23 protein-coding genes are annotated in these 21,505 nt (G+C 38.8%); 11 read left to right on the top strand and 12 right to left on the bottom strand.

The genetic code is table 11. From position 1 onward, the window contains the following. The first annotated feature begins 102 nt into the window (after nt 1-102). The 6 genes from DSM106972_RS32475 to DSM106972_RS32455 all read left to right on the top strand — a co-directional run bounded on the left by DSM106972_RS32475 (nt 103) and on the right by DSM106972_RS32455 (nt 6,315). Nucleotides 103-1,059 carry a hypothetical protein gene (locus DSM106972_RS32475; protein WP_127084574.1) on the top strand — a complete coding sequence of 319 codons (957 nt, stop codon included), beginning with the start codon at nt 103-105 and terminating at the stop codon, nt 1,057-1,059. Between the two features lie 115 nt (nt 1,060-1,174). Further along, on the top strand, nt 1,175-2,491 hold the full coding sequence (locus tag DSM106972_RS32470; protein ID WP_127084573.1) for a toprim domain-containing protein: 1,317 nt from the start codon (nt 1,175-1,177) through the stop codon (nt 2,489-2,491). A 194-nt stretch (nt 2,492-2,685) separates the two neighbouring features. Further along, nucleotides 2,686-4,686, top strand: coding sequence for a response regulator (locus tag DSM106972_RS32465; RefSeq protein ID WP_127084572.1), 2,001 nt, complete (start codon nt 2,686-2,688; stop codon nt 4,684-4,686). A gap of 134 nt (nt 4,687-4,820) precedes the next feature. Then, nucleotides 4,821-4,994, top strand: coding sequence for a hypothetical protein (locus tag DSM106972_RS52290; protein ID WP_170213615.1), 174 nt, complete (start codon nt 4,821-4,823; stop codon nt 4,992-4,994). Between the two features lie 303 nt (nt 4,995-5,297). Next, nucleotides 5,298-5,537, top strand: a complete 240-nt coding sequence (locus DSM106972_RS32460) for a hypothetical protein (RefSeq protein ID WP_127084571.1) — start codon at nt 5,298-5,300, stop codon at nt 5,535-5,537. A gap of 67 nt (nt 5,538-5,604) precedes the next feature. Next, complete coding sequence (locus DSM106972_RS32455) at nt 5,605-6,315, top strand: ABC transporter ATP-binding protein (protein WP_127084570.1); 711 nt, start codon at nt 5,605-5,607, stop codon at nt 6,313-6,315. A 21-nt stretch (nt 6,316-6,336) separates the two neighbouring features. On the opposite strand, the gene DSM106972_RS32450 is transcribed toward DSM106972_RS32455, so the two are convergent. Next, nucleotides 6,337-7,221: a DUF8173 domain-containing protein gene (locus tag DSM106972_RS32450; protein ID WP_127084569.1), complete on the bottom strand. Its 885-nt coding sequence runs from the start codon at nt 7,219-7,221 to the stop codon at nt 6,337-6,339. Between the two features lie 365 nt (nt 7,222-7,586). Here DSM106972_RS32450 and DSM106972_RS32445 point away from each other — a divergent pair, with 365 nt between their 5' ends. After that, complete coding sequence (locus DSM106972_RS32445) at nt 7,587-9,953, top strand: ABC transporter permease (protein ID WP_127084568.1); 2,367 nt, start codon at nt 7,587-7,589, stop codon at nt 9,951-9,953. Nucleotides 9,954-10,047: 94 nt separating this feature from the next. Further along, complete coding sequence (locus DSM106972_RS32440) at nt 10,048-11,460, top strand: efflux RND transporter periplasmic adaptor subunit (protein ID WP_127084567.1); 1,413 nt, start codon at nt 10,048-10,050, stop codon at nt 11,458-11,460. A 112-nt stretch (nt 11,461-11,572) separates the two neighbouring features. Here the strand turns inward: DSM106972_RS32440 and DSM106972_RS32435 are convergent, their stop codons facing one another. The 3 genes from DSM106972_RS32435 to DSM106972_RS32425 form a co-directional block, all read right to left on the bottom strand. Then, nucleotides 11,573-12,184: a DUF4360 domain-containing protein gene (locus DSM106972_RS32435; RefSeq protein ID WP_127084566.1), complete on the bottom strand. Its 612-nt coding sequence runs from the start codon at nt 12,182-12,184 to the stop codon at nt 11,573-11,575. Between the two features lie 171 nt (nt 12,185-12,355). Then, the gene (locus DSM106972_RS32430) at nt 12,356-13,900 is read right to left on the bottom strand and encodes a phytoene desaturase family protein (protein ID WP_127084565.1); all 1,545 of its coding nucleotides are present in this window, start codon (nt 13,898-13,900) and stop codon (nt 12,356-12,358) included. A 37-nt stretch (nt 13,901-13,937) separates the two neighbouring features. Further along, nucleotides 13,938-14,132: a DUF2949 domain-containing protein gene (locus DSM106972_RS32425; RefSeq protein ID WP_127084564.1), complete on the bottom strand. Its 195-nt coding sequence runs from the start codon at nt 14,130-14,132 to the stop codon at nt 13,938-13,940. Nucleotides 14,133-14,397: 265 nt separating this feature from the next. Here DSM106972_RS32425 and DSM106972_RS32420 point away from each other — a divergent pair, with 265 nt between their 5' ends. Both DSM106972_RS32420 and DSM106972_RS32415 read left to right on the top strand, forming a co-directional pair. Continuing rightward, the gene (locus tag DSM106972_RS32420) at nt 14,398-15,111 is read left to right on the top strand and encodes a dienelactone hydrolase family protein (protein ID WP_127084563.1); all 714 of its coding nucleotides are present in this window, start codon (nt 14,398-14,400) and stop codon (nt 15,109-15,111) included. Between the two features lie 60 nt (nt 15,112-15,171). Beyond that, the gene (locus DSM106972_RS32415; RefSeq protein WP_201800816.1) at nt 15,172-15,423 is read left to right on the top strand and encodes a DUF1816 domain-containing protein; all 252 of its coding nucleotides are present in this window, start codon (nt 15,172-15,174) and stop codon (nt 15,421-15,423) included. A 71-nt stretch (nt 15,424-15,494) separates the two neighbouring features. Here DSM106972_RS32415 and DSM106972_RS32410 read toward each other — a convergent pair whose 3' ends face one another. The 5 genes from DSM106972_RS32410 to DSM106972_RS32395 form a co-directional block, all read right to left on the bottom strand. Beyond that, nucleotides 15,495-15,767: a peptidoglycan-binding domain-containing protein gene (locus DSM106972_RS32410; protein WP_127084562.1), complete on the bottom strand. Its 273-nt coding sequence runs from the start codon at nt 15,765-15,767 to the stop codon at nt 15,495-15,497. Between the two features lie 81 nt (nt 15,768-15,848). After that, nucleotides 15,849-15,977: a hypothetical protein gene (locus DSM106972_RS55060; RefSeq protein WP_267901189.1), complete on the bottom strand. Its 129-nt coding sequence runs from the start codon at nt 15,975-15,977 to the stop codon at nt 15,849-15,851. 66 nt (nt 15,978-16,043) lie between these two features. Further along, nucleotides 16,044-17,084 carry a glycosyltransferase family protein gene (locus DSM106972_RS32405; protein WP_127084561.1) on the bottom strand — a complete coding sequence of 347 codons (1,041 nt, stop codon included), beginning with the start codon at nt 17,082-17,084 and terminating at the stop codon, nt 16,044-16,046. After that, a complete protein-coding gene (locus DSM106972_RS32400) occupies nt 17,084-17,677 on the bottom strand; it encodes a hypothetical protein (RefSeq protein WP_127084560.1) in 594 nt (197 codons plus the stop codon). The genes DSM106972_RS32405 and DSM106972_RS32400 overlap by 1 nt, the downstream gene beginning before the upstream one ends. 82 nt (nt 17,678-17,759) lie before the next feature. Then, the gene (locus DSM106972_RS32395) at nt 17,760-18,290 is read right to left on the bottom strand and encodes a universal stress protein (protein WP_127084559.1); all 531 of its coding nucleotides are present in this window, start codon (nt 18,288-18,290) and stop codon (nt 17,760-17,762) included. A gap of 351 nt (nt 18,291-18,641) precedes the next feature. Between DSM106972_RS32395 and DSM106972_RS32390 the strand changes: the two genes are divergently transcribed. Then, nucleotides 18,642-19,055, top strand: coding sequence for an OsmC family protein (locus tag DSM106972_RS32390; RefSeq protein WP_127084558.1), 414 nt, complete (start codon nt 18,642-18,644; stop codon nt 19,053-19,055). Nucleotides 19,056-19,071: 16 nt separating this feature from the next. Here the strand turns inward: DSM106972_RS32390 and DSM106972_RS32385 are convergent, their stop codons facing one another. The 3 genes from DSM106972_RS32385 to DSM106972_RS32375 all read right to left on the bottom strand — a co-directional run bounded on the left by DSM106972_RS32385 (nt 19,072) and on the right by DSM106972_RS32375 (nt 21,315). Next, the gene (locus DSM106972_RS32385; protein ID WP_127084557.1) at nt 19,072-19,905 is read right to left on the bottom strand and encodes a DUF6920 family protein; all 834 of its coding nucleotides are present in this window, start codon (nt 19,903-19,905) and stop codon (nt 19,072-19,074) included. Between the two features lie 108 nt (nt 19,906-20,013). Then, nucleotides 20,014-20,205: a hypothetical protein gene (locus DSM106972_RS32380; RefSeq protein ID WP_127084556.1), complete on the bottom strand. Its 192-nt coding sequence runs from the start codon at nt 20,203-20,205 to the stop codon at nt 20,014-20,016. A 75-nt stretch (nt 20,206-20,280) separates the two neighbouring features. Beyond that, complete coding sequence (locus tag DSM106972_RS32375) at nt 20,281-21,315, bottom strand: Acg family FMN-binding oxidoreductase (RefSeq protein ID WP_127084555.1); 1,035 nt, start codon at nt 21,313-21,315, stop codon at nt 20,281-20,283. Nucleotides 21,316-21,505 lie beyond the last annotated feature (190 nt).

Genomic DNA, 21,505 nt, shown 5'->3' with positions numbered 1-21,505 from the left:
TAAAAGTTTGATTTGATTTCCTTTAAGGTAGTACACATATACGTTAAAAACAATATGATGTGAGTTACAACATTCAAAACTTATTAGGGAATCGCCAATTAAATGACCATATTCATACACGACCAATTTAGTAAAGATTATTTGGAAGCATTACTGGCGCCATCTGGAAAAGTCGAATCACCCAAGCGTGTATCAGGGGAAATCAGGTTAATTGATGTTTACTTCACACCCGACTCACAACAAAAAGCAAACTTACAATCATTGGGTCTACTTGGGCAATTTGCACAATACCCCGCAATACTCGAACCTTATCGAAACGCAGCAACAGCAGATGAGATTGGAGATTGTCTACTTAAGCAGCTAGAAGTAAAGGCTTTTTTACGACGTAAGGCAAATAGAGGTAAAAGCAATAAGAAGAATAAGAATAAAAAAGCAGATAAAAAATTAAAATCCTCAGAAATACCAAAAGTATGGATATTAACACCAACAGCATCTAAAAGAAAACTGTCGTACTTCGGCGCCAGTGCAAGAAAAGGCTGGCCAAAAGGAGTATATTTCTTAGCACCGGGTTTACGAGCAGCAATAGTTGCCATCCATCAACTGCCCAAAATACCCGAAACGCTGTGGTTAAGAGTTCTTGGACGCGGCAAAGTTCAAGAACGGGCAATCGACGAACTCCAAGCGTTGCCAGATAATAACCCTTACAAAGAAGTAGGGTTAGAATTATTGTATAACTTGCGTAACAACTTGGCAGCTGAAAAGAAAACAAATGAAACTGATAGGGAGTTGATTATGAGACTGAAGCCGCTTTACCAACAAGAGAAAGAACAAATTCAACAACAAAGTCGTCAAGAAGGTCGTCAAGAAGGGCGCCAAGAGGAACGACGCACTACTATCGAAAATTTATTACGAGTTCGTTTTGGCTCAGTAGATAACGAGCTTCAGTCAATTGTAGAAACACTATTACCACTATCTCCAGAAGAATTTACTCCTTTGTTGATACAACTATCGCAGCTACCACGCGAGGAGTTGCTAGTTAGGTTTGGAAGACAATCTTAACGTGTTCGTTAAGGGCGTGCGCTCTTGTATCATAGATGAAAGCTCAAAAAGTCGAAGCTAAATACTTCGGCTTTTTTAATATATCGTGTAATTTAATTTCTACCAGAAAAATAATATGAAGTGTATTCAATGCGGAACTGACAATAAACTTAAAGAAAGATATGAAAATCAAGGCAAATGCAAAAATTGCGGTCATGAATTTGCCTTTGAACTTAGAACTGCCACGCCGTATTATTTAAGTAAAGTTACTGATACGTTCTTTCAAAATTTAATTATAGGTATTTCTGTAAACAATACTCTAAATTTTACATCAAAGCAACTTTTTTATTTTTTACATCGCAAGCTTAAACCTAAAAATTATTTATTTAAATCTAAGGGACTTGATATTACTAGTTACATTGTTATCAATGCTTTAATTACTTTTACACTAGGTAATGCTTTATACGAAGATTATAAATCACCGATTGTATATTTTATAATTGCTGGTGCAGTTGGGTTACTTAATATAGGTTTGACTTTAATAAATAGTAGTCCAATGAATCTTACTGACCAAGAGTTACAGAAAAACAGTAGAGTATTATATACATTGGGCGTCATTATTATTGGGACTGGGGTGCTAGGTAGTTTAGTCGCTTGGGAATATTGGGAAATTATTAGTTTACTTGTTGGAGTTATAGCTATATATAGTGGAAAGGTAGTTAAAAACCGTAAAAGTGAGCTAGTTGAGAAGTTAGCAATATCTGAAGCCCGATTTTTAGAATTATTAAATCGATGGGAAAGTATAAATAGTAAGATACCGCGAAGACTGGCGCCTGCACAAGAGTATAATATTCCGACCCAAGTTAATTTTGATGTTACAGCTTATAGTTTTGATAGATTGGTAGTTTGTGATAGTGCAGATATAGCTCAGTTTTTAATTGCTAACAACTTTCACTTTGAAAATAATTGTGCGATTCTTAGTATTACTGGATACCCTCAAAGCATTTTTGATACCACAATGCAAATGCTACGACGCAACCCAGAATTAAAAGTTTACGCACTGCACAACTGTACATCCGAAGGTTTATGTGTAGTACATCGTCTCAGCACAAGTCCTGACTGGTTTAAAGATACAAATGTCACTATTATTGATATAGGTATCACACCTCGGCAAGTCTTGGCTAATAAAAATAATCTACTTGTAGAAAAATCATCTTTGACTGTAGATGAAGTACAGCTACCTAATGAGATTCGTAGTACATTAACATTACAAGAATTACAATGGCTACAAGCAGGTAATTTTGTTAACCTAGAATCTTTTAAACCACAACAGCTAATTCAAATTATTCAACGTAGAATCAGCAACTCCTCAAACTTAGAAAATAATACTAGCTTACTAGTAGACAGTGGTAGCTCAGATACGTCTATATATATGTCTGAAAGCTTCGGATAATCACGCAATTTTTCAGAATCAGAGGTTGGCGCCTGCTAGCTGAATGTTGAGTTATGTTACAGTAGTTTTAAGTTATGTATTAAAATTGAAAAAAATATTAATATGATGAAATAATTAAAGAGTTAGTGAATTGTACGTATAATTTTAACTTTCGTCAGGTTAAAAATCATGTAATACCAGGAAAAGTTTTTGCCATGAAAATTTTAATTGTGGAAGATGATGGATTTGTCTCGGAGGCGCTTGCAGCCATTCTTCGCAATCAAAATTACGTCGTCGAGGTAGCGAATAACGGCTTATCGGGTTGGGAGTTAATTGAAAACTTTGATTACGATTTATTACTTCTCGATGTCATGCTACCCAAGCTAGACGGGATTAGCTTATGTCGGCAAATACGCGCTCATGGTTTGCTCGTTCCAATCCTTTTAATAACTGGTCGAGATAGCAGTCACGAAAAAGCGATTGGACTTGACGCTGGTGCAGATGATTATTTAGTTAAACCGTTCGACGCTGAAGAGCTTGTTGCTCGTGTTCGTGCGCTATTGCGTCGAGGAGGAGTTACTTCACAACCTATTCTGGAGTGGGGTAAATTACGGCTTGACCCCACAAGCTGCGAGGTTAGTTATGACGACCAATTAGTGCCTTTAACTCCTAAAGAGTATGCATTATTAGAGCTTTTTTTGCGAAACAGCCGACGGGTGTTTAGCTGCGGTATGATTTTGGAGCATCTGTGGTCTTACGAAGATACTCCTGGTGAGGAAGCAGTTCGTACTCATATAAAAGGTTTGCGGCAGAAGTTAAAAGAGAAAGGCGCCTCTAGTAGTTTAATTGAAACGGTGTACGGTATAGGCTATCGTCTCAAGTCGCAGTCAGAAAGTAGTGGAAGTAAACAGAAGGAAGCTTACGAATTACAAGTAAATCCAGTATCTCATTCCAAATCCGAGTCAAAATCGCAACAAACTGCTTTGGCTATAAATAAAGTTTGGCAGAAATTTAAAGGGCGAGTTGCCGAACAGGTTAATATATTAGAAGAAGCATCTCAAGCATTAGTTCAAAATGCTTTAAATCAAGAATTGCATTGCCAAGCGAAAAAAGAAGCGCATACGTTAGCAGGTTCGCTTGGTACTTTTGGCTTTCCAGAAGGTTCTAAAATTGCACGCAAAATAGAAAGATTACTCAAAGAAGAAACTATTTCATTAAATAATGCTGTACAACTTGGTGCATTAATAAAAGCTTTGCGGCAAGAAATCGAGTTAGAACCGCAGCATTCTCAATATACTACCGATGCAATACCGTTTCAGGAGCATTCGCTTATTTTAGCTGTAGACGATGACCCAAAGATATTAGAATTACTACAAACTTTACTTACACCTTGGGGGCTTAGAGTCAAAACTCTTGCCGAACCGCGCGCATTTTGGGAAACTCTGGAAGCAGTCAAGCCAGATTTATTAATTTTAGATGTAGAAATGCCTGGAGTCAGTGGCATTGAACTTTGCTCTTCAGTGCGTAATCATTCTGATTGGAGTGAGTTACCGATTCTATTTTTAACAGTTCATAACGATGCAGATATTGTCAATCAAGTTTTTAGTGTTGGTGCAGATGATTTTGTTAGTAAACCGTTCGTTGGTCCCGAACTTGTCACCCGAATTATCAATCGTTTAGAGCGGATAAAATTAGTTCGGCGAATGGCACAACAAGAAAACCAACGACTTGCGCTCTTTTTGGAAGCTGCTGAAATAGGTATTTGGGACTGGAATGTATTGATTAACCAAATAAGTTGGTCAGAAACTCACGAACGGTTGTTCGGTATGACTCCCGGCTCATTTGATGGTACTTTTGACACTTTTATAAATTGCGTTCTAAAATCTGACCGGGAAAGTTTACATTCAAAAATCAACCAGGTTCGCTCAGAACATACTAAGTACCATCACGAGTTTCGTATTGTCTGGCAAGATGGTAGCATTCACTGGATTGAAGCGCGAGGTCAATTTTACTATAACGATGCAGGGGAAGCAATGCGAATGCTAGGTACGGTTACTGACATTAGTACACGTAAAAAAATCGAAGCTGATTTACGCAAATCTAAGGATGAGTTAGAAAGAAAAGTAGCAGAACGCGCTAGGGAATTAATTCGGGTAAATGAACACTTGCTTGAATTAAATGAGCGATACTCGCGCGCAGCCAGCTTTACATCATAAAATTAATTTTTACAAACATATGAATAAGTATAAATTATAATTAAAAATCGCATCTTCACAAGTTCCTCAAGTTTTTGTTCTAATTTAAAAAGGGAGTAATCTAAATCAATCTCACACGAACAAAGGGGTTAAATATGACGAATTCTAATACAAATGGAATTTTACAAGCAGTAAAAGAAGTACCTCAAAAAATCATTACCTACCTTTCCGGGGCAGTGTCTAGAATTTTTGCTCCTAGAGACGATGATTTCCCTGAAACAGGAGTTCAACCGTTTGAAGGTGAGCCAAGTGAGAAAAAACATTATTAATTAATACCAATTTAATATGAAGCTGCAAATAATTAAATCCCCCCCTGCCCCCCTTAATAAGGGGGGAGTAAGAGTAATAAAGCGCATCTTCATATAGAAATGGTATAAAGCAATTGAACAATTGATAAATGTTCCAAATAATGCTAACAATATTATAGTGTTATTTGTAACACTGTAGAGACTCCATTAATGGAGTCTCTCAAGGATATTGCGTCTCTACAGGATATCGTGTCTCTAGACAATATTGCGTCTCTATAAAATAATTAATTTTTACAAATATTTACAAAAATTGGGTAACGAGCAATGGGACAATATTACAAATTTGTAAATACTACTAGGCAACAAGAATCAACTATCTCACTTCCCTTTAATTTTGGGCTATCATGGGCGAAAAGTTTAGAACGTTTGTCTGACGAAGAATTAAAAGAAAAATTTGACTACGTTATAGAAAATAACAATTGGCGCCAAGATGATGAAGTAATTGCTATTGGAGATTACGGAAACATTATATATTCTCCAAAGAGTAAGAATAAACAATTTTGATAAGCTATTCGGTGTGGTTATGGACAATCTGCCAGAAAAACACTCAGTCATTTACAGTGAGTCAACTATGCCACTAGTAGGCATATTTAATGTCAAAAATATCACTAAGGTTTATCGCATGGGTGAGGTGGAAGTTCATGCATTATTAGGAATAGACCTAGAACTTTACGAAGGCGAGTTAGTAGTATTACTAGGAGCTAGTGGTAGCGGAAAATCAACGTTATTAAACATACTTGGTGGTTTAGATGTACCAACTAGCGGTGAAGTATTTTTCAGAGGACATAACTTGCAAAATGCGAGTGATGCAGAACTAACTCGTTTTCGTCGCAATTGTGTTGGTTTTATTTTCCAGTTTTATAACCTAATTCCCAGTTTAACAGCTAAAGAAAATGTGGCACTTGTGACGGAAATTGCTCGCCATCCTTTACGTCCTGAAGATGCGTTAAACTTAGTCGGACTAAAAGAACGTCTCAATCACTTTCCAGCACAAATGTCAGGAGGTGAGCAACAACGAGTTGCTATTGCCCGCGCGATTGCCAAGCGTCCTGAAGTGTTATTATGTGATGAACCTACAGGCGCCTTGGATTATCAAACAGGTAAACTGGTATTGGAAGCTTTGGAACAGGTAAACCAGGAACTAGGGACGACAACGGTAGTTATTACCCACAATGCTGGTATTGCAGCAATGGCTGATAGGGTAATTACAATGCGAAGTGGACAGATTACAAACGTGAAACTGAATAAAGAAAAATTATCTCCGACTCAGTTGGAATGGTAACTTTGAATATCTATACAACATCTATACAACAGACCTTGTTCGCCTTTTACTTAGCAACCACGTAATTAATGCACCCAAACCAAAAATATTTACTACTGACGACATAAGTCCTCCTAATACGGGAATCAAACCGATTAAACCCAAAATTAGCATCCCAATCAGAAATTCTTGCATAGTTGTTCGTTCTCTCCTAGTTAAAATTCTTTGCCCAACCCAAAGAGCAATTCCCATATTTCCTAGTACGAATGCAATAGTGACAGCTAAACCAACTAAGGGTAACAATGGAATTCCGACTAAACTAACTGCCAGGAAGATAATTAGCAAAATTACCGCAAACAAACCGCCTAAACCCCATAATCCACATTGAAGCGGATATTCTCTAACATTTGCTGCTAGGTTAAGCAAAAAATTTGGGCGCCAAAGTAGAAGTAAAACACCAATAATAGTAACTACAGCGACGTTGAGAATGTGAAATCCAATATGGAAAAGATAACGGAAAAAGTTACCAATTCCCCTCCTTCGGTAACCGTATGTTCCCCATCTGCCACTGTCTAAAGCTGTACCAGAAGCACCACCAATGGTAGCCCCGGTCGCTGCAATAATTTCTCCACCTACAGCATAAACATCGCCATCCACACGGGCGCCTTTTTCTAAAATTACATCACCATCAACTGCAATTGCTGTCTGGGTAACTCTTGCACCCTCACCAATTGTTACGTCACCACCTATCGCGTGAGCATTTTCCACCTTTTGCTTAGGAGCAACAACCACATCACCGCCAATCCGAATAATATTATTCTTGTTGATATTAATTTCAGTTTGCGCTAAAGCTGTTAAAGAAAAAACAATTACACTTAAGACCGATACCAATATCAGAATCAATGAGTTTCTTTTGATACCTTTCATATTCTTTTGCCCTCATATTCCTATATTCACCATTAATCACGCATTCGGATACTGCCAATAATAAATTAATAGATGGCAAAGCAATACCACCGTTGTTGGCTTAATTACTCGCTTGTTATCAAATGTACGTTGCATTAGCTAAGTCTGTTTTGAGATTACGGAAATAATTTGAGGAATTTGTGAGGAAAAAACTTAATACAAATAAAAATTAGTTTATGTAAACTTTTAACAAAGTAAGTAAATCGTAAATTTACTACTTTAGAGGGAGGCAGATGGAATAGTCGGCGCCAAAACTTAGGCTAAATTGGGTGATAGGCTGATAAATCCTTGATTTGAGACGTTACATGTAACGTCTCTACATAATTATGAAACCGCTCGATATAAAGCTTACCCGTGACTTAATGCATCAGCGAGGTCAAATTATTGCCATAGCGCTAGTTGTCGCTTGTGGTATTGCCAGTTTTGTCTCGATGCTGAGTGCTTATGACTCATTAAAACTTTCCCAAGCTAGTTATTACGAACAGTACCGCTTTGCCCAGGTTTTCGCTCAACTTAAACGCGCGCCAGAATCTTTAGCAATACAAATTCAAGATATCCCTGGAGTCGCACAGGTACAAACACGAGTGGTTGCAGATGTGAGTCTCGATATTCCTGGACGGAGTGAACCTGCAACTGGGCGGTTAATATCGATACCACGGCTACAGATGCCAATGCTCAATGATATTTTTATTCGGCGGGGGCGTTATATTCAACCAGATAAAGATGATGAGGTATTAATTAGCGAAAGCTTTGCTAAAGTACACAAACTAGATTTAGGTGATTCTGTTGGCGCCATTATTAATGGACGTTGGCAAAAGCTGCGAATTGTGGGGATAGCGCTCTCACCAGAGTATGTTTATGCTATTCAAGGAACGGGTGATGTTTTCCCTGATAATGAACGGTTTGGTGTTTTTTGGATGGGACGCGAAGCTTTAGGTACTGCTTTTAATATGGATGGTGCATTTAATGATGTGACGCTTTCGTGTATGCGAGGTGCTGTTGAAGCTGATGTGATATTTCGCCTAGATAAACTTTTAGAGAATTATGGTGGTTTTGGCGCCTATGGTCGTTCTTACCAACTTTCTAACCGTTTTCTCTCGGAAGAAATTAGCCAACTCCAAGGAACTGCAACAATAGTACCATCTATATTTCTTGGAATTGCTGCGTTTCTCTTACATATCTTGCTTTCTCGGCTTATCGCCACCCAACGCGACCAAATAGCAGTTCTCAAAGCTTTCGGATACAGTAATACAGATATTGGTTTACATTATTTAAAGTTTGTTTTAGTTATTGTATTGGCAGGCGCCGCATTCGGTACAGCCCTTGGACTCTGGTTTGGTGCTGCTGTTACTCAAAACTATACTAGGTTTTTCTCGTTTCCTTTACTGCGCTACGAAGCTGGAATTGGTTTAGTGATGCTCTCTATTTTAATTAGTGGTGGTGCTGCGGTGATTGGTGGATTTATGGCAGTGGAAAAAGCAGTTTCGCTACCACCAGCAGAAGCAATGCGTCCCGAACCACCTGCACATTTTCATCCTACGATTATCGAACGTCTGGGGTTTGAATGTTTACTTTCTCCTGTAAGTCGAATGATTCTGCGAAACCTCGAACGCAAGCCAATACAAGCATGTTTTTCTATCATTGGAATAGCTCTTGCAGTGGCGATATTAGTTGTCGGTAGTTATTTTAGCGATGCAATGCAACACATAATTGATGTGCAATTTCGCAACGTTCAGCGTGAAGACGTGATGATTGTGTTTAATGAACCACGACCCTCGCGCGTGCGGTATGAAGTTGCCCATCTACCTGGTGTATTGCGTACCGAAACATTCCGCGCTGTACCAGCTAAATTACGTTTTGAACACCGTGACTACCGAATTGCACTGACAGGTTTAGAGCCAAATGCAGAACTAAGGCGCCTGTTAAATAAAAATTTGCGTCCTGTGAATTTACCATCCAATGGGGTGCTACTAACAACAAAACTAGCAGAAATCTTAGGTGTTAAACCCGGTGATACTTTAACGGTGGAAGTATTAGAAGCAGAAAGGCCTACACGTACAGTCGCTGTAGCTGGTTTAGTAGATGAATTAATTGGTGTCGCGGCATACATGGATATACAAGCATTAAATCAATTGATGCGCGAAGGTAGAACTGTATCAGGAGCATATTTAGCAGCCGACTCTTTGCAAATTGATAGATTGTATAAAATGTTAAAGCAAACACCAGGGGTAGCTGGTGTTACCGTGCGGGAAATGGCAATTAAGCGCTTTCAAGAAACAATTGCAGGTAGTCTTGGTGTTTTTACAACTGTATTAGTTGTCTTTGCTTGCGTAATTGCCTTTGGGGTGGTTTACAACGCTGCGCGTATAGCTTTATCCGAACGCAGTCGAGAATTGGCTACTTTGCGTGTTATCGGTTTTACCCAGGCAGAAATTTCAGTGATTCTTTTAGGTGAACAAGCTGTTTTAACGCTTCTAGCAATACCTTTGGGATTTGCAATCGGGTTTGGTTTTTGTGCGTTGATGTCTCTAACTTACAACTCAGAACTTTACCGTATTCCCTTAGTTGTAACTAAAGCAACTTACGCTTTCGCATTTGTGGTAGTGACAATTGCTGCAATTATCTCTGGGTTAATTGTCCGGCGCCATTTGAAGAACCTAGATTTAATTGCTGTGTTAAAAATGAGAGAATAAACATCCTCACAACTTCCTCAATTTTACTGTTTAATCTTAATATATATAGCCACAATTTAAGCATCTAGGTAAATTTATATACAAACAATTCAACATGAAACTTTTACCTTCCAGGTGGTTAAAAGAACAACCGAACGAGAATGAACCAATTTCGGAAACTAAACGATTAAGGAAACGCTTACCTAAAATATCGCCCAAACTGTTTATCTATTTTACAATTGCTTTTACTACCGTTGTTTTAATTGTACAAGCTTTCCGTCCTACTCCTATTCCTGTAGATACCAGGCGCCTTAGTCGCGGTGAATTGCAGGTTAGCGTTAATGCTGAAGGTAAAACACGAGTGCGTAATCGTTATACAATTTCGGCGCCTGTCGATGGTCGTCTCGCACGAATAGAATTGGATGAAGGCGATAAAGTTGAACAAGGAGCAGTAGTCGCACGTATCGACCCACTTCCTCTGACTTCCTCGGTGAAAGAGGCTTTGGGAAGATTGGCAGAATGGCGCGCGCAACGTCAAGGAGTAGCAACGCAACGCCCAAAGCCAGCCAACCTCGAACAAGCACAAAAACGTATCCAAGCAGCACTTGCAACACAGCAACAAGCAGAGGCAAGAGTTGTACAAGCACAAGCTGCATTGGAACAAGCGCAACGAGATACTCAGCGTGCCCAGCAATTACAGACATCTGGTGCTATTCCCCGTCAAAATAGGGAAGTTGCAGAACTTAATCAAATAACTAAAGCTAAAGAACTAGAAACTGTAAAGCTTGCAGCAAAAGCATCTGCCAATGAGGTTGAAGTTGCACGCGCGACGCTTTTAGTTTTACAACAAGAGCAAAAAGACCCTGATTATTTACTTAAAGTCTATGATGCTCGTATCGCCAGCGTTGAAGCAGAACTTTCAAAGTTGAGAGATGAAGCCGCACGTACTAATATTTACTCACCTGTAAGTGGCCAAGTACTGCGAGTGCAAAAAGAAAGTGCCCAGTTCGTTACATCAGGTACACCTGTACTTGAAGTAGGTAATATCTCGCAACTAGAGCTAGTTATTGATGTACTTTCGAGTGATGCAACCAAAATTCAAATCGGAGACACTATATTAATTGACCAAGGAGGAGATATTCAAGCAATTAAAGCAAAAGTTAGACGGATAGAACCTTCTGCATTTACCAAAGTTTCTGCCTTGGGGGTGGAAGAACAGCGTGTCAACGTAATTGGTGATTTTGTTGATACAGCTAAATCTCTTGGTGATGCTTACCGTGTTGATGTAAAAATTATAATTTGGGATGGGAAAAGTATATTAAAGGCACCATTAAGTTCGCTGTTTCGCTGTGGTCAATCATGGTGTACGTTTGTAATTAAAGATGGTAAAGCAGTTCGGCGCCTGGTTCAAGTTGGACGACGCAGCGATTTTGAAGCAGAAATTCGTCGAGGATTGAAAGAAGAAGAATTAGTTATTCTGCATCCTAGCGAGCAGATTCATGATGGTAGTGAAATTAAACTTCGATAAATATTACACGCAATAGGAAGTAATAATTCTGAAATTCATCATTTTTAGCCATTTACTAACTATTGATTAACTCAATAGTTAGTAAACATACTGATAAATCATCTGAATTTTACTAATTACTAGGGCAGGTACGATATTTGATATGATAAATCAAACCTCGGTGTGCGAGATCGAAGGAGTCAACAGTAGCCATACCTTGACCACTAGCCGACATCGCAGCATTTACCCGCATGTTCAAACTGTCGCCACAGCGCGACCAGACATCAGCAACCGTTGCTAAACTGTCTCGAACGTTGTACTGCGTTTCACCATTGAATTTCCGCGAAAAAACAGGCCCACGTCCACCAGCGAAGAAATACTCTGCTCTTAGTTGCCCAATGGTTTTAGGAGCAACATAGCCTCGATAATCAGCATCATAAAGGGAAATTTGATAGCCTTGAGGTACTTTGATTGGAATAGTCAAGTTACAGCTTTTGCGGCTTTCTCTAGAGTTATTTCCAAGAGCCATAAACTTATCGAATAGAATAGTTAGCTCTTGACCATCTGGGCTAACGGTAACATTCGCGGAACCTCCAGGACAACCACTGCCACCGTAGCCGGCGCCGACAATTTCAACTTTTGGTGCGGCAAAGGCGGGGCTAGCAAAGGCTGCTATTAGTGTCGCTGTAGTGAGAAAAACTTGTACAACCACGAACGGTGTTTTCCAAGAAATTTTATTATTCATACTTACCTTCCTTCCTCAAAAGGTAGCTTGAAGTGTCTGAGGATATGCCTATTTTTTATATATTATTATTTTGACTCATTTTCTAATAAAAGTATTATTCTTGATTGACAAAATTTACAATTTATAATAATAGAATCAGCAACTAAAATAATTGACAAAACTTAACAATTACTATATTGCTTTTGACTTAACAATTTTAGAATCAAGGGTTGTAGTTATAAATACCTTTTTGTCCTCATGGCAAATTTGCTGAATTATATTACGTCCCGACATTGCAACTACTGGCACACTACCACCAGGTTCAACCCATTGCCCAATCATATAAAAATTATCCAAACCTGGCAGCGTCTTGTCTATACCAGCGACCATCTGAAACATCGTCTTTTTTGTTAACAACCAGCCACAGTTTGAACCTTGCCAATTACCAGTGTAGCGTTCATAACTAAGGGGTGTAGCCACATCTATAAATTCAATGTCAGCTTTAATATCAGGGTAAAATTTCTCCAATTGATTGATGAGAATATGCGATTCTTGTATTTGTTCAGCATCATATATAGACCGTCCATAAATGCGCTGCCAGTAATCGTAGGGTGTATTTAGCATCACGATAACTACTGATTTACCCGCAGGAGCTAGGGAAGGATCGAAGCAATAGTGCTTGACACCAATTTCGTAACGTTCCTCGCCAGCAATGACTATTGGTTGCTCTAACAAGTAAGTAACCCAGTGAGGTTTAGAAGATAAATCGCGATTTAAGCCAAGAGAAACCTGAAGTTGTGAGTGTAACGGTAGATGACCATCATAGAGTTTTTTTATTTGGCGATTGAGATACTTACCTCCTAGCAAGTCAAAAATTGTACCGCGCCCGTCACAAGCAGAAATGATACGGTCAGCATAATATTCTTCATTGCTATACAACCGCACTCCCACAGCCTGGTCGTTTTCCACAAGAACGCGCTCGACTTGGGAACAATAATGAATTTCACCACCATTATCTAAATAGCGCTTTTCAATAGCGCGCGCAAATTCTAATGAGGCGCCTACTGGAAACCCAGCGTTTTTGTTAAATGTATATGCTAACAGCGACATACCGACCATCATCGGAATGTCTTTCCAAGCAAACATTTGTGGGATTGCACAACGTAAAAAGGGGTCTTGGAAGTGATTGCCAAATTCAGATGCCGAGATTTTCCCCCATTTATTAAGTAATCCAACAAACGGTAGCATTTTCCAACTCAAACGAACCCAGTCAACAGGATTCATCAAAACTTTTGGCTTTTGCTGGAGTAAGGACATATCAAAGTCGGTAAAATCCCAGATACCCGCACAAAATTCCTTTATCAGCCTTTTGTCACTCGGTGAGAGACTTAACATATGCCGTTCGAGTCGGTCGGGATCACTATAGACAATTAGAGTTTTGCCATCCGGCGCCACAATCCGCATAAACTCATCGTGATGGACAAACTGCCGACCCTGAACTGCACCTAGTTCCTCCCACATTTGATAAAACGGCTGGTTTTTTCCAGAGCCAAATAGATAGTGAATACAGCCATCAAATACATAACCTTTGCGCTTCCATGCGGTACATAAACCACCAGGCAAGTTGTGCATCTCAAAAATTTGGGTACGATAACCATTCATTTGGGCATAGCAACCTGCTGCCAGTCCAGCAATGCCTGCACCAATAATAATGATGTCGGTTGAGGAACTTTTCATAGGTGATAGTACTTAAGTTTTATAAAAATTGTTAACTTCAAAAGCTCCTCTGCAACCAGTCAAAAATTTGGTCTAATTGACTTAAAGTTACCAAACCATACTGCCATAAAATCATTGGTAAGGAACTAGGGGTTTGCTCTGGGTGCCGTAATGCCAATTGCAAATCCGATGCTGGAATTGCCAGGTCTTTCTGCAAAAAGCCGATCAACTCAATCATTCTAGTAGTTTCCATGTTACTACCCCTCATGAATACTGTATTGTCAGATTATGTGAAAAGTTTGAGGAAGTTGTGAGGATTGTCAATTTTATTACAAATTAAATACAGTAATCCCCACATCGTTTATAAAATCCGTGCATTGTAATAGCAAATTATCTTCACAAGTTCCTCAATTTTGTTGTTTAGGCTTAAACATAACTTGTCTAGTTCGGAATGTGGCGAAATAAATATAACGATTCCGTAAGAGAACCGTAATAATTAAGAAATTGGAGGAATTTTTGTGTATAAAAAACAAGCATTTGAAGTAGAAGAGCAAATCATCACTGTCCAGTTAGGTCAAGTCAAACTAGAAGGCGAGTTAGTAATTCCTGAAGACGCACAGGGAATAGTTGTAATTCCAAGCGCCAAAAGTAGTATTAAGTACGAACATCGACTCCGTTATCTTGCTCATCTCTTACGCCAAGCTGGTTGGGCAACAATATTAATCCATTTGCTAACGGAAGAAGAAGACCGACTCGACCAACGGAGCAAACATTTTCGTTGTAATATCCTACATCTAGCAACGCGACTTGTAGGCATAACTGATTGGCTGGCGGAAAATGCGATGACTTGTAATCTTAAAATAGGTTACTTTGGCGCCAGTGCCCTAGGCGGAGCGGCTCTATTAGCAGCAGCACAACGAACGAAAGTTTGCTCGGTTGTTGCGCGTAGTGCCTATACATACTTAATCGGTTCTGACCTTACGTATTTGCAGGCGCCTACATTACTGATTGTAGGTGGCGAAGATTACCCAACTATTACCATGAATGAAGATGCATTGTTACAAATTCCAGCCCATGATAAACGGCTTGAAGTTATCCCAAATGCATCCCACAAGTTTGAAGAACCCGGAACATTAGAAGAAACTGCGAGATTAGCGAATCAATGGTTTAAGCATCACTTACAATTAGCAAACTCAAACCGAACTTGTTTGCAAACGCTATCATTAGTCTAAAAGACTATCTAAATCTACACTTTACCAATTACTTAGAAAAACAATTTGTGGAGAAAAACTGTGAATATTTTAGAAACTGCTGAAAACATTACTGTATCTTTATTAGAACAATTAAGATTAGCATGGTGGCTAAAGGTAGTTACTAATAACCCTCATTGCACTTACTATTTTGGTCCTTTCATAACTGAATCGGCTGCAAAAGTATCTCAATTTGGATACATTGAAGATATCGCTCAAGAAGGAGCCGAAATCAGTTCTGTGGAGGTCAAGCGTTTTCAGCCAAAAGTACTTACGCTTATTAACGATGAATGATATCAACCTATTAGTAAAATGGCGGCGATGTTTGCTCGTAAAGCAGAGAATTCAGTTAGTTTCATTCTAATTTAATAATGGTGTTCAGTTGCAAGCTCTGCTAACTTTTGCCATGTTTGGCTTCCAACAATACCATCCACATACAAACGATGAACGGTTTGAAAATTTTTGACTGATAGCTCTGTTCTACCGTTAAACTCATCGCTAACGAAATCGCGAGTCAAAAATCCATAAGCGACAAGTAGCACTTGCAAAAATTTCACAGCCTCCCCACAAGCACCTAGTTCTAAAACTGGCATATCAGTGGTATTGACCAACTTTACAGATTGAGTTTGAACTAGCATAGTTTATCCTCATCTATCATTTTTAGAAATTACTAACTATTTTATCGCTTTATTTTGGGTAACTTATCTTGCCAAATTCTACTAAAGATGAGGCGCCACCAATGACTTTGGTACATCTTTTATTTTACGCACAGATTCTCTAGTTATTAATTTGGCTACATTCATACCATTACCAATCACACCTGGCACGCTTGGATAACCTGTACTCACATCAGTACTAATACTATAATTTCACCTTAAAACAAAATCTTGAGGAACTTGTGAGCAACCCAACTGTTATTTCAAAAATTTCAGACAAGTTTTGACAAAAACGGATATAAAGTTTTGATTCCAATGTGCAAGTTTTTCAGCTTGGAGCAAAGCATTTTCTGCAAGTAAGTAAGCTTGCGCTCTTTTCGCTACTAAAATTTCCCATGTTGGATTGTTAATTGTCTTCGCTACCCCTAACCCAGACAGTGAAACCGTATTAAGTTGGTGTTCCAAGTGCTTGGGAAGTAGTAATTGAGGAATACCCGCTAGTAAACAAGTAATAGCAGTTGTTGAACTTCCATGATGAATTGCAAGGGATTTTCCAGCTAGTACTTTTGTTAAAGGTTGAAAATCGCATTGTGGTTTGAGAGTATTCAAAACTAAACTGCGGTGTGGATAGTCATCGTACAAATAAGCCCAAGCATGACCATCACTTTTATATAAATTGTTTGGAATAGGTGTAACGTGTACACTCAAGTATTGGTTCAGAGTTCGTAAATGCTGATATGGGTCTAGTTCAGGGATACCAAAAATAAAACTAGTGTCACCATTAAGAATTTGTCCTAAAGGCGCCGAATATTGAAGAATTTGCTTAACTGTTTTACTAACTTGCTCTTGACGATGTTGTGATTCGAGTGGCGCCGGAATTCTTAGGTTTGGAAAAATCTCAACTGGTGGCGGTACTGTAAAAGCATCTCCTGTAACAATTGTAGGCACAATATTTTTTGCTGCTAGTACTAATCCAGGAGCATGGTCAGTAATAATTAAACTTGGCTTGACCTCTTTTATAATCGCTTGCCATGCTAAGATATGCGATTTTAGTAAATTAGAATTACCAAAACCAAACGTTTCTAAAATGTCGGCAAATGTGTAAGATTCTGACCTGCCAGTAAAGGGTAAGCGAGGAGCAAAGACAATCTGCCAGGGAAAACTTGTCGCTTTAATATTGTAGGATTTGAGCGCAAAGACTGGCTCGAATCCATAGATTTCAAGTTCCCTTGCCAGCACCACAAGACGTTGAATGTGCCCTTGTCCTCCTCCTAGTTCCCAACCAAATAGGACTTTCATTAATTATTTGATGCAATCTTTCTTTTAATAAATATAGTAGTAAGTCCAAAGATACATATACTAGCTAAAGTTGCTGGTTCAGCAACCGACACAGGTGTAGTTCGTACTTGAAGCTGAGGTTTGCCTTCTAAAGAATATAAAAAAGAACCTCTTTGGGCAAAACCATTAAAACGAGGTTCAGCAAAACCTGGTCTAGGAATCGCAAAAATAGAAAAATTTGTTACTACATTATTCCCTTCCGCTTTAGAACCGCTGATAAATAAGTCTGTTGCTGTACCGCCATACCCGCTTATGTCTTCAATCGAAAACTGGCGCCCATTTAAATTAAACCCAAAATCTGTTAAAGGAAATAAAGAGAGATTAAGCGACGCAGGAGGAACTACAACGGGTGTTGATTGGTCATCAAAGCTATAAAAACCTGAAAGCGGTTGTTCTATAACTAATGGTGGTCCTCCGTAGGCAGCAGTTTGAGTAACGTCAGTAATGGTAAAATCAACAGTTCGAGTAATAGCATATACTGGGCTGACTTTTATTGCAGCAAAACCTAGAGCAACTCCGGAAGTTGTTACCGCTATCTTTTGGTTGAGTTTCATAACTGTACTGTTTGAAATAGCACCTTTCCCCCTTAACTTTTAACAACTGTTAACATAAAATTTACGTAAACTTATAAAAACTTCACATTTCAGCTTGAGTTGATGTTGTCATCACAAATTTTTTATGCTTTGTGAATATCTGTTCTTGTACAACCAACACGCTTGCAGGAGCGTGATGAAGAACATAACTACTGACGCTACCAAGCAAAATTTCTGTAATCCCTCTGTGCCCTCTGCGACCTAATATAATTAAATCCGCACCCCATGACTCTGCTAAACTGCAAATCTGTTTACCAGCTTCTCCAAATCCATGCTTAAATTGTGCGGGAATTTTTTTGATATTGGCTTGCTGGCAGCAACTTTCTAGCCAAATATCAACTTGTTGAATTTCGTGAAGTAAGTTTTGTTGGTACTGTTTGTGCAAAGCACCGTACATATCAACATCTCCAATAGTGCCAACAGATAAAAACGGCTCATTTAGTTTATTGCTATTGATGCAATGAAAGAACATTAACTGGCTTCCGTACTTCTGAGCCATTCCTAATGCTTCTTCAAAGACAATGCAAGTTTGTGAAGATTTATCGAGAGCAACCAAAATTTTCTTGTAAATCATGATATTTTTTCGCTACTTGATTATAATTCTATTTTCCCTCACAAACCCCTCAATGTTACATTTTTGCAATAAATTGATACTTTTTCAATCTCAGCTTTTTTTGCAACGGATACAACGGATGAGTTTTTGGTTATAAGCAGAGTCTAATTATTTAAAATCACTTATCCGTTACATCCGTTCATCATCCGTTGCCAATCTTTCTATCCCGAATCTAACTTTCCTCACAAGTTCCTCAAAATATTTGCCTATAACTCAAAGTAGGGGTAAGTAAAGCTTATACTCTATAATCCCTGCAACGCTAGCTTATTGCTGCTTACGATTTCCTTCATTAATAATTATTTGGAGGGTTTTATGCAAGTTAAAATTAATTATGAAGGTCAGCTACAGTTCAAAGCGACAGCTAGAAATCATTATATAATTGGCGACCAACCAGAAGAAAATGGTGGTGAAGATAAGGGAATGACTCCACCAGAGTGGTTATTGGCGTCACTTGGTAGTTGTATTGGTTTGTATGGAGTTAAATATTTGCAAAGCAGAAACATTGATTCTTCGGGTCTTAGCATTACGGTGAATGCTGATAAATCGATTAGACCTGTCGCGCATCTAGATAATTTCCAAGTTGATGTCAGTCTACCTTGCTCTTTGGAAACAAAGCATAAACTTGGCTTACAGCAAGCAATTGAAAATTGCATAATTCATAACACTTTAATCCACTCACTACAAATAACAACCCATATTATCACTGCTCCTACCTTGGTCAAATAATAAGTTATTAGATTGTTTAGTTAAACTTGGCTTGCTCAATTGTGGCACGGAAAAACTCTGAGTAATGGTATCGAGCAAACCACCAGCCCAAACTAACCTGGGATGGAATTGTATATCCTGCAAATGTTTGTTCTTGCTGAATTTCTCCACCAAAGGGAATGTAAGTGTAAGTACCATCTTCTTTCTGTTCTCCCCAACGTGGGAAAGATAACTTCAGCAGCTTACCGTTTGAGTCTATAAAGAGTGTCAGCGTTACTGGTTCACCGTCAATCTTTAAACTAGCTTGAATAGTGTTCTCATCAATTGCCTTCCAACTTACACTGCGCTGTGGTAGCAAACCAGAAGGTAGCCATACCATTTCTCCAGCTAATCGTCCAATTGCAGAGCGGTTAGTATCAGGATTTTGGACATTTACGAAGGGAACTAACCCCCAAAGCGAAAACCGCATTCGACCCAAACCATTAATATAGTAATCACTTCCTCGCATTTGTGAAAGAGGGCTACCAATGGCTGCTTTCCAAACAAATCCTTTTTTATCTGAAATAATCTCTTCACCTACCATTGGCAACCACGGTTTGTCTTGACTAAGCCTAAAATTACCACTCATTTTTAGATTGACTCCAGAAGCCAGAGGGGTTCCTAGCGCAATGGAATGCAAAAAATAACGTTGTACGGGAGCGGGTAATTCTGCAACCATTTCTTTAGTAAAATTATTTTTTAAGTCAGGTGAAGTTGAAAGTGCTTGCCAAATTCGACTAACTTCTTGGTCGTTCCTTACTTGCACAATACCTAAAGTGAGGAATGCGCTTGCTAGCAATACACCAATACTAAGTAGAATTTTGACTATCATTTTTCTGACCCCTCTATTTTTATATTCTGTATACATTTAGCCTTACCACCCAACTACTTAATTTGAGGAACTTGTGAAACTCGTTGCTGCGAATGGTGTTGTTTTTAGCTAGATATCAACATTTATTTGTTCAATTTGTCTTGCAGCTTTCTCCCATAATTTTGCCAAAGTCTCGTCTTCCCAATTATTTCTGAGGTTTTCTGCCTTTTTATGGCATATTCGCTCTAGCAACTCTAAAATGGCGCTTAATGTAAACTTATCAACTAATACTTCTAAAGAATCCATCGCTTCTTTTTTCATAACAGATACCTCACTTTGAAGATGTGCTGTAATTACTGCTGTTGCAGGGTAAGGCTTTGCTTTATGCTTATTTTTTCAATTAGATACAACCTCATCAACTGTTCGCCTTGGTGTTGGCTTCGTTTCTAACCCAAACCCTAAACGGAGCATAATTTGTGGATAGCCTTTATCACCAAGAAGCTTGCTCAGTTGACTTCTTAATTCTGGTACTTGAACTGGTTGATTCAAAAAAGATGCAAATAATTTAACTACTTGTGCCCTTAATAACACCCGTTCTAGTGCTTGCCCAGCTGCTAGCCAATCGGCAGGTTTATCAGATTCTGTAGTTAAAATTACAATCGCAGGTGAGCATTCTAAAAGTTTCCGACTACGTTCTGCAATTGAATAACCCATATCCAGAGTTCGTAAGACAAAAGCAAACAAGGGCGTAGCAAATTCAAAGTGTTCATCTATACCATGAGTATAAATTGGAAGACCATCATGACTTTTGCTGGTACTAGGACGCACCCAAGTTGCTAATTCGTTACGAAAATTTGGGTCTGCCATTTGCAAGTGGTCGCCTTGTGCAATTAACTCTGTAACGGTAGCACGCAGAATGTCACCTTTGACAATTTGTAAATTAGCACCTTCAGATATTGCATCTTTCTGCAAAGTTTTAAGCAGTGTTTCTGGAACATTCCAATCTTGATAATCGTGTCTGTTTGTATGTCTTTTTTTAATTGCTTGGAACAGTAACTTTCCGTCAGTAGTTTCCCCTGATGAATGACCCAATTCGATACAAGCTAGCAAATCTGGATTTGTGGGGTCAGGAAAAGTCTTAATTTTACCTGTGTAGCCAAAGTGATGCAAGGCTATACGTAAGTTAAAAAGCGCTGCTCCGCAACTGATTATCAATTCCCGACCATCTGGGTCTGCAACGGGTAAACCACGAGTGCGGTCAGCAAGTAGGTATATGGCGCCTGAATCAATTTTAAAGCACCACGGTTGGGTATTGTGACTTGAAGGCGCCAATATTGCGTAGTTCAAAATAAACTTGAGTTTTTCCTCTGGTGTTCCAGTTGCAGGAAAATCTGTTTCTTGGACATTCCAAATATCAGTTCTCATAAACATTTTGAAGTCCCCATTACTAACTTATAATCGCTCATCCGCTTCACAACTCTGTTTATACGCAGATAATTTGAGGAACTTGTGAGGATAATATTCTTAATAATCATCCCCAATTGTTGCGAAACATTGAGTAATATTACAGATTTTATGTGTCTAAAATGGCGCTTACCCAGCTTGATGTGATGAATACAAA

The organism is Dulcicalothrix desertica PCC 7102 (genome assembly GCF_003991905.1).
GTDB classification, from domain to species: Bacteria; Cyanobacteriota; Cyanobacteriia; order Cyanobacteriales; family Nostocaceae; genus Dulcicalothrix; species Dulcicalothrix desertica.
The sequence above is the reverse complement of the archived record's forward strand: the minus strand, read 5'-3'. Positions and strand labels throughout refer to the sequence as shown.